This window comes from Collinsella sp. TF08-11AT, from assembly GCF_003437035.1.
GTDB lineage: Bacteria > Actinomycetota > Coriobacteriia > Coriobacteriales > Coriobacteriaceae > Collinsella.
This window is the reverse complement of the sequence record NZ_QSRL01000007.1, coordinates 97,332-112,854: the sequence shown is the minus strand read 5'-3', so window position 1 is coordinate 112,854 and position 15,523 is coordinate 97,332. Positions and strand designations below refer to the sequence as shown.

15 protein-coding genes are annotated in these 15,523 nt (G+C 61.1%); 8 read left to right on the top strand and 7 right to left on the bottom strand.

The genetic code is table 11. The features are described from left to right. Together DXC79_RS06245 and DXC79_RS06240 are read left to right on the top strand one after the other, a co-directional pair. The coding region (locus DXC79_RS06245; protein ID WP_147327483.1) for a transposase at positions 1 to 587 on the top strand (587 nt) is incomplete at its 5' end. A 97-nt stretch (positions 588 to 684) separates the two neighbouring features. Further along, positions 685 to 1,497 (top strand): putative RNA methyltransferase, encoded by an 813-nt coding sequence (locus DXC79_RS06240; RefSeq protein WP_117635537.1) that lies wholly within the window; start codon positions 685 to 687, stop codon positions 1,495 to 1,497. A 125-nt stretch (positions 1,498 to 1,622) separates the two neighbouring features. On the opposite strand, the gene DXC79_RS06235 is transcribed toward DXC79_RS06240, so the two are convergent. After that, on the bottom strand, positions 1,623 to 2,024 hold the full coding sequence (locus DXC79_RS06235) for a hypothetical protein (protein WP_117635536.1): 402 nt from the start codon (positions 2,022 to 2,024) through the stop codon (positions 1,623 to 1,625). Positions 2,025 to 2,458: 434 nt separating this feature from the next. Here DXC79_RS06235 and DXC79_RS06230 point away from each other — a divergent pair, with 434 nt between their 5' ends. Continuing rightward, positions 2,459 to 3,163 carry a class I SAM-dependent methyltransferase gene (locus DXC79_RS06230; protein ID WP_117635535.1) on the top strand — a complete coding sequence of 235 codons (705 nt, stop codon included), beginning with the start codon at positions 2,459 to 2,461 and terminating at the stop codon, positions 3,161 to 3,163. Between the two features lie 48 nt (positions 3,164 to 3,211). Here DXC79_RS06230 and DXC79_RS06225 read toward each other — a convergent pair whose 3' ends face one another. Beyond that, entirely contained in the window at positions 3,212 to 3,508 is a 297-nt protein-coding gene (locus tag DXC79_RS06225) for a hypothetical protein (RefSeq protein ID WP_055310006.1), read from the bottom strand. A 76-nt stretch (positions 3,509 to 3,584) separates the two neighbouring features. Here DXC79_RS06225 and DXC79_RS06220 point away from each other — a divergent pair, with 76 nt between their 5' ends. From DXC79_RS06220 to DXC79_RS06205, 4 genes are all read left to right on the top strand, one after another. Continuing rightward, entirely contained in the window at positions 3,585 to 4,073 is a 489-nt protein-coding gene (locus DXC79_RS06220) for an N-acetyltransferase (protein WP_117635534.1), read from the top strand. A 258-nt stretch (positions 4,074 to 4,331) separates the two neighbouring features. Next, positions 4,332 to 6,335, top strand: a complete 2,004-nt coding sequence (locus DXC79_RS06215; protein ID WP_117635533.1) for a translation factor GTPase family protein — start codon at positions 4,332 to 4,334, stop codon at positions 6,333 to 6,335. Between the two features lie 93 nt (positions 6,336 to 6,428). Next, entirely contained in the window at positions 6,429 to 7,547 is a 1,119-nt protein-coding gene (locus DXC79_RS06210; protein WP_117635532.1) for an AAA family ATPase, read from the top strand. Between the two features lie 10 nt (positions 7,548 to 7,557). Beyond that, on the top strand, positions 7,558 to 10,053 hold the full coding sequence (locus DXC79_RS06205; protein ID WP_233503029.1) for an excinuclease ABC subunit UvrA: 2,496 nt from the start codon (positions 7,558 to 7,560) through the stop codon (positions 10,051 to 10,053). Between the two features lie 29 nt (positions 10,054 to 10,082). Here the strand turns inward: DXC79_RS06205 and DXC79_RS06200 are convergent, their stop codons facing one another. The 4 genes from DXC79_RS06200 to DXC79_RS06185 all read right to left on the bottom strand — a co-directional run bounded on the left by DXC79_RS06200 (position 10,083) and on the right by DXC79_RS06185 (position 12,983). Further along, entirely contained in the window at positions 10,083 to 10,682 is a 600-nt protein-coding gene (locus DXC79_RS06200) for a tRNA (cytidine(34)-2'-O)-methyltransferase (RefSeq protein ID WP_117635530.1), read from the bottom strand. Positions 10,683 to 10,783: 101 nt separating this feature from the next. Beyond that, positions 10,784 to 11,914: a GTP-binding protein gene (locus DXC79_RS06195; protein WP_117635529.1), complete on the bottom strand. Its 1,131-nt coding sequence runs from the start codon at positions 11,912 to 11,914 to the stop codon at positions 10,784 to 10,786. A gap of 86 nt (positions 11,915 to 12,000) precedes the next feature. Next, positions 12,001 to 12,342: an arsenate reductase family protein gene (locus tag DXC79_RS06190; RefSeq protein ID WP_055252194.1), complete on the bottom strand. Its 342-nt coding sequence runs from the start codon at positions 12,340 to 12,342 to the stop codon at positions 12,001 to 12,003. A 17-nt stretch (positions 12,343 to 12,359) separates the two neighbouring features. Next, positions 12,360 to 12,983: a flavodoxin family protein gene (locus DXC79_RS06185; protein ID WP_117635528.1), complete on the bottom strand. Its 624-nt coding sequence runs from the start codon at positions 12,981 to 12,983 to the stop codon at positions 12,360 to 12,362. Positions 12,984 to 13,317: 334 nt separating this feature from the next. Between DXC79_RS06185 and DXC79_RS06180 the strand changes: the two genes are divergently transcribed. Next, entirely contained in the window at positions 13,318 to 13,638 is a 321-nt protein-coding gene (locus DXC79_RS06180; protein ID WP_117635527.1) for a DUF3784 domain-containing protein, read from the top strand. A gap of 284 nt (positions 13,639 to 13,922) precedes the next feature. On the opposite strand, the gene DXC79_RS06175 is transcribed toward DXC79_RS06180, so the two are convergent. Next, on the bottom strand, positions 13,923 to 15,452 hold the full coding sequence (locus DXC79_RS06175) for a diguanylate cyclase domain-containing protein (protein WP_117635526.1): 1,530 nt from the start codon (positions 15,450 to 15,452) through the stop codon (positions 13,923 to 13,925). Between the last annotated feature and the right edge of the window lie 71 nt (positions 15,453 to 15,523).

The following is a 15,523-nucleotide window of genomic DNA, read 5'->3' as shown; positions in this document are numbered from 1 at the left end:
GGTTCGGCGGGGCGTGGGGGATCGCCCGCTCCGGGGCCGGGGGCCCGCGGGCCGAGGCCGCCGGGGAGGCCGCGGCCGCCTCCACCGCGCCCCCGCCGGCGCTCGTCGAGGCCGAGAACAGGCAGGTCAGGTTCCTGGCCGCCCGGATATCGGAGGCCCTCGACGAGGCCGGGGCCCTCGAGGCCGAGACGGCGGCGCTGCTCGAGGGCGACGAGACCTACGCGTGCCTGCTCACCGTGCCCGGCATCGGCCCGAGGACCGCGGCGCAGCTCGCGGTGTCGGTCGACATCGGGAGGTTCCCGGACCACGACCACCTGGCCTCGTACTGCGGCATAGCCCCGAGGGTGAGGAGCTCCGGCACGTCGGTGAGGTCGGTCAGGGCGTCCAGGCGCGGCGACGCGAGGCTCAAGTCTCTTCTGATCTTCTCGTGCAACAGCCTGGTGAGGTCGTCGGGGCGCTACGGCGAGTACTACCGGGCCTGCAGGGCGCGGGGCATGGGGCACGGGCGGGCGCTCAAGGCCGTCGCGAGGAGGCGGCTCAGGGCGATATACGCCGTGATGCGCGACCGGGTGCCCTACCGGGAGTAGCGTCGAAGGTTGACAAAACTATAGGAACACCCAATGACTAGGTGGGGGAGGCGTGCGACAATGGTGGGCGTTGTGTTGTCCGCGCTAAGGAGTTGCCATGTTGTTGTGTCCCGTTTGCCATGAGCCGTTGGTGGACGACGAGCGCGGTGCTGCATGCGCGGGCGGACATCGGTTTGACCGTGCGCGCGAGGGCTATCTGTATCTGCTGCGCTCGTCCAAGAGCGGCGACTCCATGGGCGATCCCAAGTCGCAGGCGCGCAGCCGTCGTGACTTTCTGAACCGCGGTTACTATGCGCCGTTGCGCGATGCGATGGTCGAGCTGGTGCGCGCGCGGGCGGCAGAGCACGGGGTGTCTACGGACAAGCAGCTGACCTTGCTCGATATTTGCTGTGGCGAGGGCTATTACACCAGCGCTATGGGCGCGGTGCCGGGTGCGGATGTTTACGGGTTCGATTTGGGCAAAGAGATGGTGCGCCTGGCTGCCAAGCGCGGCGATGCGACCTACTTCGTGGCCAACATGAAGGACATCCCCGTGGCTGATGGCGCTTTCGATATGGTGACCGAGCTTTTTGCCCCCTTTAACGAGCGCGAGTTTGCCCGCGTGCTGGCACCCGAGGGCTCGCTCTACACCGTGGTGCCGGGTGCGCGGCATCTGTTTGGGCTCAAGGAGGTGCTCTACGACACGCCGTATCTCAACGACGAGAAGTTGCCGCAGACAACCGAGCTCGAGTTGGTTGGCACGAAACGGGTGTCTGCGAACATTACGCTCCAGACGCAGGCCGATATCGAGGCGGTGTTTCAGATGACGCCGTACTACTACCGCACGCGCCCTGCCGACAAAGAGCGCCTGGCAAACCTGGACACCCTTCAGACCGATATCGACTTCATCATCGCCGAGTACCGCCACTAACCTACCAAAAAGGGACAGGTTTATTTTGGCAGGTTTTATCTGGGCAAATGCAAAGGGCCGACCGCGGAGATGTGCGATCGGCCCTTTTTAGTTGCTTGGCTGCAGAGGCTATGAGAAGCGAGCGCTTACAGGCGGTCCTTGTTCTCGGCCTTGACGGCGTGGGCCTGCTGAACAAAGAACAGGTCGTACACCACGATGACAAAGGCGCCAAAGTTGATGGCGTCGCCGCCAAACGCGGGAAGCGTGAGCACCGCCTGGGCAAGCGTGGCGACTGCAGCAACGATACCGAGCTTAAACGCGCCGTCAACCTGCGAAGGCTTGTTGGCACCCTTGATGCCCGCAACGCCCGCGGCAAGATCGATGAGGCCCTTGGCGATAATCACAGCCGCCGCGAGCATGGCGTTCGATCCGTAGGTGGACTCGAACTTGCCGGTCGCGATGCCGGCGATTCCAATGACGAGACTGGCGATGCCCAGAACAAAATAAATCAGGGCAAGGATTTTGAGAGTCTTGCGAGTGAAGCTCATGGCTGGTCCTTTCGATACGAGTACGCCAACCTGGCGCACCCTATGTACTGCACATATGGTGAAGCACATTGTAGTTCAACGCGGCGATGCATGCGCCTGAAAGCGTCTCTTGCCTGCACGGTCCAACCTTTCAAAAAGGAAAGCTGGACGTAAGTCAAATCGATGGCAGCCCATGTGCGGCGCTGCAATGATGAGGGCGTAACAAGGAGTTGGTCTAAGGAGGAGCCATGATGTACGGAACAGGGCAAGCGCGCGAGCCGCGGTCGTTAGGAAAGCGCATGGGCGATTCTGTGATCGCTGCCGTGTGCACGGGATTGATGGCGGTGCTTTGCATTGGGATGCTGTGGGCCATGTCGCATGTGGGACAATAGTGGACGGTTGGGCGCCGACATCAACGGCGCTCACGTATCCGCTTTGCTTGCTAAGGAGTGTCCATGGGCGTCGTCGATCCCTTTTCTGTTGCTCGGGCTGCTGGGCTCGAGCTCGTGCGGACGTCCGAGGGCCTTACGCTCACCGACGGCACGATGGAGTTGCGTGCCGATTTTGGCCGCATACTTCCACGGCTCAAGCAGGGTCGTCTGCAGCAAGAGCTGTTGGTAAAGGCTGCGCGCACAAAAGGCATCGAACAACCATGGGCGATTGATGCCACAGCAGGCTTTGGCGAGGACTCGCTGCTGCTGGCGGCAGCGGGCTTTACCGTCGATCTGTATGAACAGGACTGCGTGATCGCGGCGCTCCTCAAGGATGCCTTGGGCCGCGCGGCGGATGATCCGGCGCTTGCGGCTGCCGTGGCGCGTATGCGCTTACATGCGGGCGAGGACAGCATTGCCGGCCTTTGCCATACGGCTGAGCTGGTCGAGCGCGGTGAGCTCGCGGCTCCCGACGTGGTGTATCTGGACCCCATGTTTCCCGAGCGCACCAAGAGCGCGGCGGTTAAAAAGAAGTTCCAGCTCTTGCACCATTTGGAGCAGCCGTGCGCCGATGAGGAGACGCTGGTCGAAGCTGCGCTTGCACCGCACCCGCGCAAGGTCGTTATCAAGCGGCCGGTGAAGGGGCCTCTGCTTGCCGGCGTTAAGCCGAGCTATCAGCTTGCGGGCAAGGCCGTTCGCTACGATGTTTTGGTGCCGCCGCGCCCGTAGCTTGCGTGCGATGGCCGGCGCTTCGCCAGCGCCGTGCCGATGCGGGGTCTATTTCCAGGGGTGCGACGTCAGATGCCATCCGCCGCAGTATTCGCATTTGTAGCAGGCAAGGCCGCGCCGCCCGCGGTTTTCGCAGTCGGCCATAACTGCCTCGGCCTCGGCGCGCGTGTCGTAACGGTTTTTGCGTTCGCACGACTTGTAGCGCCAGGCTTCATCGCGCTCGGCGTCTAGTGCGTCGCGGCGCTCGTCTTCGCGCGCAAACAGATCGCTCATATCGCCGCCGGTGGCAGCGCCCAAAAACTCGCTTTTGGCCTTTGACCAGGCGGCTCGCTTTTTGCTCCCCATCCGCTCCTTGCCCTTTCCAAACGCTGGTATCATTGCTCAATCAAAGTGATACCAATAAACGTGAGGTCGCCGCGTGATGATCAGAAAAACCCTCGATACCGACATTCCCGCCGTCATGGCTATCTATGATGCCGCCCGCGCCTTTATGCGCGCGCATGGCAACGCCACGCAGTGGCCCGAGGGCACGCCTTCGGCCGAGCAGCTGGCTGCCGATATCGCCGCCGGTGGCAGCTATGTGTGCGAAGTCGACGGTCGCGTGGTGGCGACGTTTGCCTTTTTGCCGGGCCCGGACGAGTGCTATGACGTCATCGAGGACGGTCAGTGGCGCAGCGACACTCCGTACGCCGTGCTGCACCGCGTGGCGTCCGACGGCACCGTGCACGGTATCGCGGCCGCGATGTTTGCCTTTGCCAAGGAGCGTGCCGACCATCTGCGTATCGATACGCACGCGGACAACCTGCCCATGCAGGGTGCGAGCCTCAAGGCAGGGTTCGAGCGCGCCGGCGTCGTGTATGTGTCCGACGGCACGCCGCGCGTTGCGTTCGACTGGCTGCGCGAGGCATAAGAGCGGGGGCACGCATCAACAATCCATGTACATGAAAATGGCCCCGGGCGGGGCCATTATTGATCGCTGCGCTGTTAAGGGGAGGTGCCGGCTTTCGCAAGGCGCGAACCCACGAAAATCGCCGCGCGGCAACGCGGGGCGATGAGCTCGGTCGGGGGATAGGGCCCGCTTCGCCCGCCGGCCCGTAAATTGTATCATCCAGTGTGGAACGAGAATGCCCGTTGCCGCGTGCGGTGGGCTTGCAATAAGAGGAGAGCCATGTCGAAGCAAGCGGTCGTTGGAATCTTGGCGCATGTCGATGCCGGCAAGACTACGCTGGCCGAGGCCATGCTGTTCAACGCAGGTCGCATTCGCAAGCGCGGCCGTGTGGACGACGGCGACTCGCACCTGGATACCAGCGCTATCGAACGCGAGCGCGGCATCACGATTTTCTCGTCGCAGGCCGTACTCGACCACGGAGATACCCACGTCATGCTTGTGGACGCCCCCGGTCACGTGGATTTTTCGGCCGAGGCAGAGCGCACATTGCGCGCTCTCGACTACGCGATTTTGGTTGTGGGCGCCAACGATGGCGTGCGGGGACACACCGAAACCCTGTGGCGCCTGCTTGCGCGCTATGACATCCCGACGTTCGTCTTTATCAACAAAATCGATCTGGAGAATCCCGGCCGCGATGTTTTGCTGGCACAACTTGGGCAGCGTCTTTCCGAGGGCTGCCTAGATGCCAGCGAACTACTGGCGGGTGGTGCCGTTCAGGAGGACGCTGCTGCGTTGGACGAGGCGGCGCTCGATGAGTTTCTTGAGACGGGCGAGCTTTCTGTCGCAACGCTGTCGCGCATGGTTGTCGAGCGCAAGCTCTTTCCCTGCTTTGCCAGCTCGGCGCTCAAGGACCAGGGCGTGGGCGAGCTGCTGGATGGCATGTGCACGCTGATGCGTGAACAGGCGTGGGCCCCGGAGTTCGCCGCGCGCGTCTATCGCGTCAGCCGAGGTGTTCGTGGCGAGCGCTTGGCTTGGGTTAAAGTGACCGGCGGCACACTGCATGCCAAACAGATGATTGACGGACGTTCCGGCGCCGAGGCATGGGAGCAGAAGGTCGATCAGGTGCGCATCTATAACGGAGAGAAGTACGAGCTTGCCCAGGAAGTTGCCGCTGGCGGTATTTGTGCCGTGACGGGTCTTGCGCACGTTCGCCCGGGGGATGCCTTGGGTGCGGAGCCCGGGTGCGATGCGCCCGTCATTGCGCCGGTCCTTACCTATACGGTGCTCCCGGGCGAACATGATGTCCATGCGGTGTTTAAAGCGCTGACTGAGTTGGCGGACGAAGATCCCATGCTCGGCGTAAGCTGGAATACGCATCTTGAGCAGATTCATTTGCAGCTGATGGGCGCCGTGCAACTCGAGGTCGTGCAGCGGGTGTTGGCCGATCGCTTTGGCTTTTCGATTGCGTTTGAGTCCGGCGGCATTCTCTATAAGGAGACGATCTCGCAGCCGGTCGAGGGCGTGGGCCACTTTGAGCCGCTGCGCCACTATGCCGAGGTACATCTGCGCCTGGAGCCGTTGCCAGCAGGTTCGGGCGTGCAGTTTGGCACCGTGACCTCGACCGACGAGCTCGATCTTAACTGGCAGCGTTTGGCACTCACCAACGCCATGGAGCGCGATCACCTGGGCGTGCTGACCGGCTCGCCCATCACCGATGTGCGCATTACGCTCACGGGCGGCCGCGCGCATGCCAAACACACCGAGGGCGGCGATTTTCGCCAGGCCACGTACCGCGCGATTCGCCAGGGTTTGATGCAGGCGCGCGAGGCCGGCGCAGACGTGTTGCTGGAGCCGTGGTACCACTTTGAGCTCGAGGTGCCGGGGGAGTGCGTGGGCCGGGCGCTCTCGGATGCCACGCGCATGGGTGCCGAGTACGAGCCGCCGGCAATGGCGGGCGAGAGGGCGAAGCTTGTGGGTCGCGTGCCGGCATCCGAGGTGCAGGATTATGCGCTGGAGGTAGCTGCCTACACGAGCGGTCGCGGGCATCTGTACCTGGAGTTCGCCGGTTATGCGGCTTGCCATGATGCCGAGCGCGTCATCGAGGCGGCCGCCTATGAGCCCGAGGCCGATCTGCCCAACACGCCCGACTCGGTCTTTTGCGCCCACGGCGCGGGCTACACGGTCAAATGGTACGACGTGCCCGCCGCGGCGCACGTAAAGGTCGATCCCGCCACCTTCCGCCCCTGGCGAGCAGCCGACGCCGAGTTTTTCGGCCACATGTGACAAAGGGGCAGTCCCTTTGTCACATGCTATTGGTATAACTCGGTACAAGTTGGTATAACTATTACCAGGGTTTGCCAATCCGAGGAGGCCGACATGAATCCAAATCCCTTTAAGCCAACGGCAGGCAAGCGGCCTCCGATGCTCATCGGTCGCGAGTCGGTCGTCGAAGATTTCGAGGAAGGGCTCGATAACGGCGCCGGAGCGCCGGGCAGGCTCATGCTCATTACGGGAAACCGCGGCTGCGGCAAGACGGTTCTCCTGCGGGAGCTGCAACGTCTAGCCAATGAGCGCGGATGGGCGGTTGTCTCCGATTCTGCTTCGCTTGGCTTGTGCGATCGCCTGGCCGACGCGCTTCGCTCGAATAAACCCGTTGTGACGTCAATGGAGTTTGGGCTGTCGTTTGGTCGGATGTCGGTCGAGGCGGCTCGGGCAAAGGGCGAGACGCTACGGGGGCTGGTCAACGAGCGCCTCAAGAAGCTCGGTCCAGGCAAGGGCATCCTGTTTGCGATTGACGAGGCGCAATCTGCGTCAATCGAGGAACTGGCGGCTCTTGCCGTTCTCTATCAGCAGGTGCTCGGAGATCAGGATGCTACGGGCCTGTCCGATAGCGACCAGCGCGGTCTTGCGCTGGTATTTGCCGGCTTGCCCAGTATGGTTGACGACCTGCTCGAAGAGCCGAGCGTGACGTTTTTGCGCCGTGCTCAGCAGCGTGCGCTGGGGGCGATTTCTTTGCCCAAGGTGCGCGATTCATATGTCCAGACAGTCAAGGACGCCGGTCTTTACGTTGACGCGGAGACGGCGGACCTTGCGGCGCGCAAGAGTATGGGGCATCCCTACATGGTCCAGCTGGTGGGATATTACATGTGGCGCTCTGCTGTCCGGCGTGGCTCGCAGGTCATCGAAAAGCACGATGTCGAGGATGGCCATGCGGATGCCGTCTCCGAGTTCTACGAAGCGGTCGACGCGCCCCTGTATTATGGATTGCGCAGTCCGCAACGTCTCTTTATCGAGGCCATGGCTACTGACGAGGGTAAGCCGACGCGCATGGCGGATATCATTGAGCGCTGCGATCGCACTCAGAGCTGGGCGAGTAAATATCGCGCAAGCCTGATTCGCGAGCGCGTCATCGAGGCTGCCGGATACGGCCTGGTCCGGTTTACCGTGCCCATGCTGGGCGAGTACATCCGCGACCGCATTTTATGGCATGAGTAGGGTGATAAAGGTGACGGAACAGAAGATGAGCCCGCAAGCTATCGAGGTGCGCGGTGCGCGCGTACACAACCTTAAGGACATCAATATCGATATTCCGCTGGGAAAGCTCGTGGGTATTGCCGGCGTGTCGGGGTCGGGCAAGAGCTCGCTGGCGTTGGGAGTTCTTTATGCCGAGGGCTCGCGCCGTTACCTGGAGGCGCTCAGCACCTATACCCGTCGACGGCTCACCCAGGCCGAGCACGCTCAGGTGGATGAAGTGCTGCACGTGCCGGCGGCGCTCGCGTTGCATCAGCGCCCTAGTGTGCCAGGCGTACGCTCGACCTTTGGCACCATGACCGAGCTCAACAACAGTCTGCGTTTGCTCTTTAGCCGCTGTGCCCATCACGTGTGCCCACATTGCGGGGCGCGTGTGGAGCCGAGCCTTAACGTGGCCGCAGGCCTGTCGCTCACGTGTTCGACATGCGGCCGCGAGTTCTACGCGCCGAGTGCCGAGGATTTGGCTTTCAATAGCGGCGGTGCATGCCCCACCTGTGGCGGTACCGGTGTCATGCGCGAGGTGGACGAAGCGAGCCTGGTGCCCGACGAGTCCAAGACCATCAACGAAGGCGCGGTGCTTCCCTGGGGCACGCTCATGTGGGACTTGATGAAGCAGGTAGCCGGCGAGATGGGTGTGCGTACCGATGTGCCGTTTAACCAGCTCACACCTCAAGAGCGCGACATCGTGTTCCATGGTCCGGCGGTTAAGAAGCATATTCTCTACGTTCCCAAAAACGGCGAGGGCGCCACGCCGCTCGACTTTACCTATTACAACGCCGTCTATACGGTCGAGAATGCGCTCGCCAAGGTTAAGGACGATAAGGGACTAAAGCGCGTGGCTCGCTTTTTGCGCGAGGGCCCGTGCCGTGACTGCGGCGGCACGCGTCTCTCCGAGGTTGCGCGCCAGCCCCAGGTGCGCGGTATCAATCTGGCGCAGGCCGCGGCCATGACGTTGGGTGAGGCGATTGAGTGGGTGCGCGGGGTGCCCGCATCCTTGCCGGCCGAGATGCAGCCCATGGCAGTGGATATCTGCGATTCGTTTTTGAGCACGGCTCGTCGCCTGGTCGACCTGGGGCTCGATTACCTCTCGCTCGACCGCGCCGGTGCTACGCTCTCCACGGGTGAGCGCCAGCGTGTGCAGCTCGCCCGCGTGGTGCGCAACCGATCGACGGGCGTGCTTTATGTGCTGGACGAGCCTTCGATTGGCTTGCATCCTGCCAATGTCGACGGCTTGGTGGGCGTAATGCGCGATCTGGTGGATGACGGCAACACCGTGGTTGTTGTCGACCACGATACGCGCGTACTAGCGGAAGCCGACTATCTGGTTGAGATGGGCCCCGTTGCCGGAGCAGGCGGCGGTAATGTGATTGCCACTGGCACGGTGGACGAGGTCGAACAATCGCAGGGCAGCCGCATCGCCCCGTTTTTGCGCGCAGAGTCCAAGCGCTTGCGCCCGCAGGTGTCCGACGAGGAAATGTTCGACCGGGGCCATATCCGCATGGCGACCGATGCCATCCATACCGTCAAGCCGCTCGAAGTTGATATCCCGCGCGGTCGCTTGGTCGCGGTGACGGGCGTTTCGGGTTCGGGTAAGACGACGTTGGTACTCGAGACGCTCATTCCGGCACTCAAGGCGCAGGCAGCCGGCGAGCGCCTGCCGGGGCACGTGCGTTGGGTCGATGCCGAGGGCATTGCCCGTGCAAATCTGATTGACGCTACGCCTATCGGCGCCAACGTGCGCTCGACGGTGGCAACTTATGCTGACATCCATGATGAACTGCGTCGCGCCTTCGCCCGCACGCCCGAGGCCAAGGCAGCCGGCTACAAGGCAGGCGCATTTAGCTACAACACTGGCGCTTTGCGCTGCCCTACGTGCGATGGCACGGGTTCGGTATCGCTCGACGTGCAGTTTTTGCCCGACGTCGAGATCGTCTGCCCGGCATGTCGCGGCTCACGTTATGCAGATGCGGCTTCGCATATCCATCGCGAGGGCAAGGACGGGAGCTTGCTGACGTTGCCGCAGCTTATGGACATGAGTGTGGACGAGGCCCTCGACGCCACGGTGGGACTCAAGAAGGTTCAGGCGCGCTTGCAGACCTTGCACGACCTGGGCTTGGGTTATCTCACACTTGGCGAGCCCACACCGGCGCTTTCGGGCGGCGAGGCGCAGCGTCTTAAGCTCGCGAGCGAGATGGGCCGCGTGCAGGATGATGCCGTGTTTGTGTTCGACGAGCCCACGATCGGCCTGCACCCGCTCGATGTTCAGGTGCTGCTGAGCGTGTTCGACGGTCTCGTTGCCAAGGGCGCCACGGTTATCGTGATCGAACACGACCTCGATCTTATCCGTAATGCCGATTACGTGATCGACATGGGCCCGGGCGGCGGCGACGCAGGCGGACAAATCGTCTGTGTCGGCACGCCGGGCGACATCGCTGCCTGCTCCGCAAGCATCACCGGCCGCTACCTCTAACCGAATGTGACAAAGGGACAGTTCCTTTGTCACATTCCCGGAAAGCCTGTTTGGCGCAGAGCCTCGTAGAGGACGATGGCGGCGCTGTTGGAGAGGTTGAGTGCGCTGATGCGGTAGTCGTCCGGGTTGACGAAGTTGCCGCAGATATCCTGTTGAAGGATGGCCTCATGGCTGTCCTCGGTATGCCCGAGCGATTCCTCGTGGGCTTCCCAGGCCTCGGCATTATCGAGCGAATCACAATCGCGCAGCATGGGGATGCGCTCGCAGCGCTCGGGCGCCGCGGCAAGCAGCGGCTCGGGAACGCCCGAGCTCTCGCTGCCAAAGACCAAGTAGTCGCCGTCGCGGTAGGTGCTTTGCGCATAGGTGCGGCGTGCCTTTTTGGTCAGCAGATGTAGGCGCTCGTCGGCGGGGGAGAGGTCGTTGCGCGCAAGAAAATCCTCCCAGCCGGCATAGGTCGTCACATCCAAGTTTTGCCAGTAGCCCAGGCCGGCGCGACGTACCGTCTTGTCGTCGAGCGAAAAGCCCAGTGGCTCCACCAGATGCAGGCGGGCGCCGGTAACCACGCAGGTGCGGCCGATATTGCCCGTATTGGCCGGAATCTCGGGTGCATACAGCACAATGTTGAACATGAATCTCCTTGGCTCAGAACGAAAAACCACCACGAAGGGGACAGGCACCTTCGTGGTGGTTTGGCGGTTACGTAGGCAGAAAAATGCCCGCTTGGATAAACCTAGGCGCGGTGCCAGTCGGTCAGGCAGGCATCGAGGGAGGCGATGAGCGCATCCTTGTCCATGTGACGGCCGATGATGCACAGGCTCGTCATGCGGTCGCCCGTCTCGTCGTCCCAAATCTGCATGATCTCGGGGTTCTCGTCGATGATCTTCTGCTTCTCGCCCTCGGGCGCGGAGTCAACGAACAGACCGTTCTCCATCAGGCGCATCTGGTGGCCGGCCTGCTCAAACATGTAGCACATGTCCGGATCGCCGGTCTGCCACAGCGGGCCCTTGACGCGAATGACCTCGTCGGGCCACTCCTGCTCAACAAAATCGGTGAACTTCTGCAGGTCAAACGGCTTGCGGCGCGAGTACACAAAAGTCTCGATGTCGTACTCGAGCACCTCGGGGTCGTCGTGCTCCTCGGGATGTTCCATGGCCTCGATCCAGGCGGCGGAGTTGTAGGCGCGCATAAAGTCGAAGCGGTCGGTGTCGAGCAGCTCCTCCATGGGGACCTCGCCGTTTTGAGCCTCGACAATCACGGCGTCCTTCTGCAGGCTGCGCACGATGGCCTTGAGCTCGGCAATCTGCTCAGGCGTGACGGTATCGGTCTTGTTGAGGATCAGCGTGGAGCAAAACTCGATCTGCTGGATGAGCAGACTTTCGATGTCGTCCTCGTCGATATCCTCGGCTAGCAGATCGCGACCGCCGTTGAACTCGTCGTACATGCGGGCGCAGTCGACCACGGCCACGATGTTGTCGAGCGCGAGCTTGGGCTCGCCGCCCACCTTGGCCTCGTCGCAGAAGCTCGAGATGGTGTAGGCGATGGGGATGGGCTCGCAAATACCCGAGGCCTCGATGATGATGTAGTCGAACTTGCCCGAATCGGCGATGCCCTGCAGCTGGTTGGCCAGGTCGTCCGAAAGCGTGCAGCAGATGCAGCCGTTGGTGAGCGGGATGAGGTCGTCGGTCTCGGAAAGGCCGCCGTCGGCGATAAGGCTGGCGTCGACGTTGATCTCGCCGATATCGTTGACGATCACGGCGGCGCGGATGCCGCCGTCGTTAGCGAGGATGTGGTTGAGCAGCGTGGTCTTGCCGGCACCGAGGTATCCGGTAAGCATGATGATCTTCACGGGTTTGTTGGGCATGTGCCCTCCTTTGTTAGACAAGGCTTACAGTTGAATCTTATGCCAAACGCCTGCTCTTATACCCACGCACGGGCAAAAAACACAGGCTACTCCCAGGCTCCCCATACGTCGGGGCAATAGCCGACGGTGGCCTTTTTGCCGTTGCGCACAATGGGCTCGGCCAGAACCTGCTGGTTCTCGAGCAGCTTGTCGAAGCGCTGGCTGGGAGTGAGGTGCTGGATGAGCGCGAGCGTCTCCTCGTCCTTGGCTTTGGGGTTGAGCAGCTTGTCGATGCCGCCGACCGCCTGCATCACGCTCGTGAGCTCGCCCTTGCTCATCTCCTTTTCCTTAAGGTCGATAAACTGCACCTTAATGCGGCGCTCCTTAAAATAGCGCTGGGCCTTCTTGGTATCGAAGGACTTTTTGGTGCCGAAGATTTGCACGTTCATATTTATGTTCCGCCGTTCTACCGAATAAAGTTGGTTCGCTCGCGATCGGCCTCGGGGGCTTCGATGCCGGCGGCCTTTCCCGCCTCGATGCAACGCAGCAGCCAGGCCATGTTTTTACCGATGTTTCGCATGGTGGCAAGGCCCTCGGCGTCCTGGGCGGCCTCGCCCGGCATGGCACCGAAGACGTTGTTCCAGTAGGTGGATGCTACCACGGGCATCTGGTTGATGGTGAAGTACTTGTTGAGCACGTCGAAGGTGGTCGACGTGCCGCCGCGACGGGCAACGGCGACAGCGGCGCCCGGCTTGTGCGTAAAGGCCTTGCTGCCTGCATAGAATGCGCGGTCGAGTGCCGAGAGGATGCGTCCGCTGGGATGTGCGTAGTAGACGGGCGAGCCAAAGACAAAGCCGTCTGCCTGCTCGGCAGCGGCAATCAGCTCGTTGACCACATCGTCGTCAAAGGTGCAACGGCAATCGAGCTTGCCGCACTGGCCGCAACCAATGCAATCGCGAATGGGCTTGGCGCCCAGCTGAAACATCTCGGCCTCGATGCCTTCGGCGTTAAGCTGCTCGGCGACCTCGGCGAGTGCGCGGGCCGTGTTGCCGTTTGCCTTGGGGCTGCCATTGACCAAAAGAACCTTCATCACAAACTCCCTCTGCTGTCGGTGACTTCTGCAGAGGATTATCGCACGAGCGGGCAGATGGCGTGGGGCACGATGCCGGCCCCGAGGGCCCACGGCAGGCACGCTTACCAGGTACGAGCGGGATACGGTCCAGAGGATGTTGGAGTGCGGGGCCTCGTGCGAGCAGATTGTAAGGGGTCTGGGCGGGTCGCCCTCGATGGCGAGCTTTGAGGCCTTGGAAGGCGGGCTGCTGCGGCGGCTATGGTTTATACTAAGGCGGTTGCTATCGAGTAATTCATACTTGGTTTGATTCGATTGTGAATGCGTAACTAGGATGGAAAGCAAAGGAAACTCTATGGAAACAGAGGATGCTGTTTGCTTGATGACTTCGATTGCCTTGATTGTCCTTTCAATCCAATACCGAAGAGGAAGATGGCTCTGCTCAATTGCTGGATATGATGTCACAAAAAGGGAGAGCGAGATTGATATACGCCCTTACGCAAAGCTGATTTCTTCTGTGACGTTATGGATGGGGCTGCTGTTTTTCTTGTGGGCGGTAGAGGGCTGGGTACGCGATTGGAATACCAGCGTTTTTGAAGTTTTGGTTCTACTTCTGTTCAGCTTGGCCTCTTTGTCGTTCGTGCGGCTCGTTAGGTTTGTGTTTATGAGGCGATAGCCAGCGGAAGTGGCTGGACGACAAAATGGACCAATGCAGCCAATTGTCAATAGAATTTGATAGGCTTGGCTTAACAGATTTACTCGAGGGCATATCCGTGGCGGGGGATAGGTTCTATCTTGTTGAGCACTTATTTGCATCAGGCAAAGTAAACCAAGAGTATCGAAACGGTGCCCCCGGGCCCCGGGAGGGACTGAGGGGACGTTCGGCTAACTGCGGGTACGACCTATTTGCCCAATGTGTTCGGTTGAGATCGGAAATTAACCATCATGCGCCCCATAACGCTAGTCCAGCTTGGTGCCCGGTACCTGCGGCGCCTCTTTAATCAGCGCATTAAGTTCGTTCAAAATGGAAACGGGCTGTCGGTCGACGGCGTCCAGATGAAGCGTCGCCACGCGAAGGGGCGGCTGATATTCAAATGAGCCAAGGAGCACGGGCGATCCCAAGAACCGTTCGATTTCGTCTGCAACCGCGTCGGTCTCTTCGGGATCAAAGTCGTCGAAGAGCGCCACGAACATCGGTCCGGTCGAGCGGAACAGACGACCCTTGCCGCGCGAGCAATCCATGAGGCAGGCGGCGCTTTCTGCCAAAACGCGGTCGCCTGCATCAAAGCCAAAGCGGGCATTGACCTGTGCGATTTCGTCGATTTTAATGGCGATCAAGCCCGCGTTTCGTGCCACGCGACGCATCTCGCCAATGGCGTTGACCAAGGCGTGGATATCGCCCAGACCGGTCACGGAATCGGTCGTATCTGCCAAGCTTCGGTTGGTGACAATGCCCACATACATGTTGGGCTCGGTATCGGTGCCGTCCAGGCGGTAACCCGTGCAGTCGCAAAGCGCGTATTTTCCGGCGGTATTCATGACGCGATACTGCATGCAGTGGAAGTGCCACGTGCCGTTTACCACCATATCGAGCTCGGCACGTACGTTGTCGCGGTCCTCGGGGTGAACACGGGCAAGCCATATATCGAGCGAGTTGTAGGGATGCTGGGAGGGTAGGTCAAAATCGCGCACGGCATTAACCGACCATTGCGATTCGCCGGTGTCGAGGTTAATGATGAACGGATAGCGTGTCTCGGAGCTCATGGAGATCGCTTGAAACACTCGGTCGTTGCAGGGGGGTTGTTCGGTGATCGGGCGTTGCAGCGCATCGCCTTCTTCCGGTTGTTGCACACGGTACATGAGCTTGTAGCGATACATTTTGCGGTCGGCGTCCTTTGTCATCTGGCGACGCGTATCGCCTGCAAGCGGGTCGACGCGCGAGCAGCCAAAGCTAAAGCTGGCGATCATGGGCGCCTTGCCGTCCGATGTTGCCTCGATAAGATTGGCACGCGTCCACTCCAGGCGCTGCTCGAGCTCGGCTTCGTTTGTCGTGGGGGATATAAGTACAAATTCGTCTCCACCGATACGGAACAGCAACTCATCGTGCTCCATTGTCTCGGTGAGTGCGCGGCAGATGCTCAGAATGTAGCGATTGCCCTCGGCGTGGCCAAACTTATCGTTGCAATGCTTGAGGCGATCGATGTCAATATAGGCACAGGTGAAGGGGGTGCCTTTGCGCCAGAGCTGATCGACATGGCGGTCGAGTCCGCCACGGTTGCCAAGATTGGTGAGCGAGTCGATATAGGCGCCGTGCTCAAGCAACTCACGTTCTTGTTGCAGGATGGCGAGCGTTTTCTGCAGTTGCTCACCGATGGCACGCAGCTCCGGGGGCAGCGCGGCAACATCGAGCTCGGTGGTTGAGGCCCCGTTCGCAAGTCGCTGAAGATGAGCGATGATTGATTGCTCGCCCAGGCGATACGACTCGTTCATGATGGATTGCCTCCTTGGATGGAACAATGGTTTGTATCTTACTCCCAATTCGGTTTAGATGGGAGTATTAG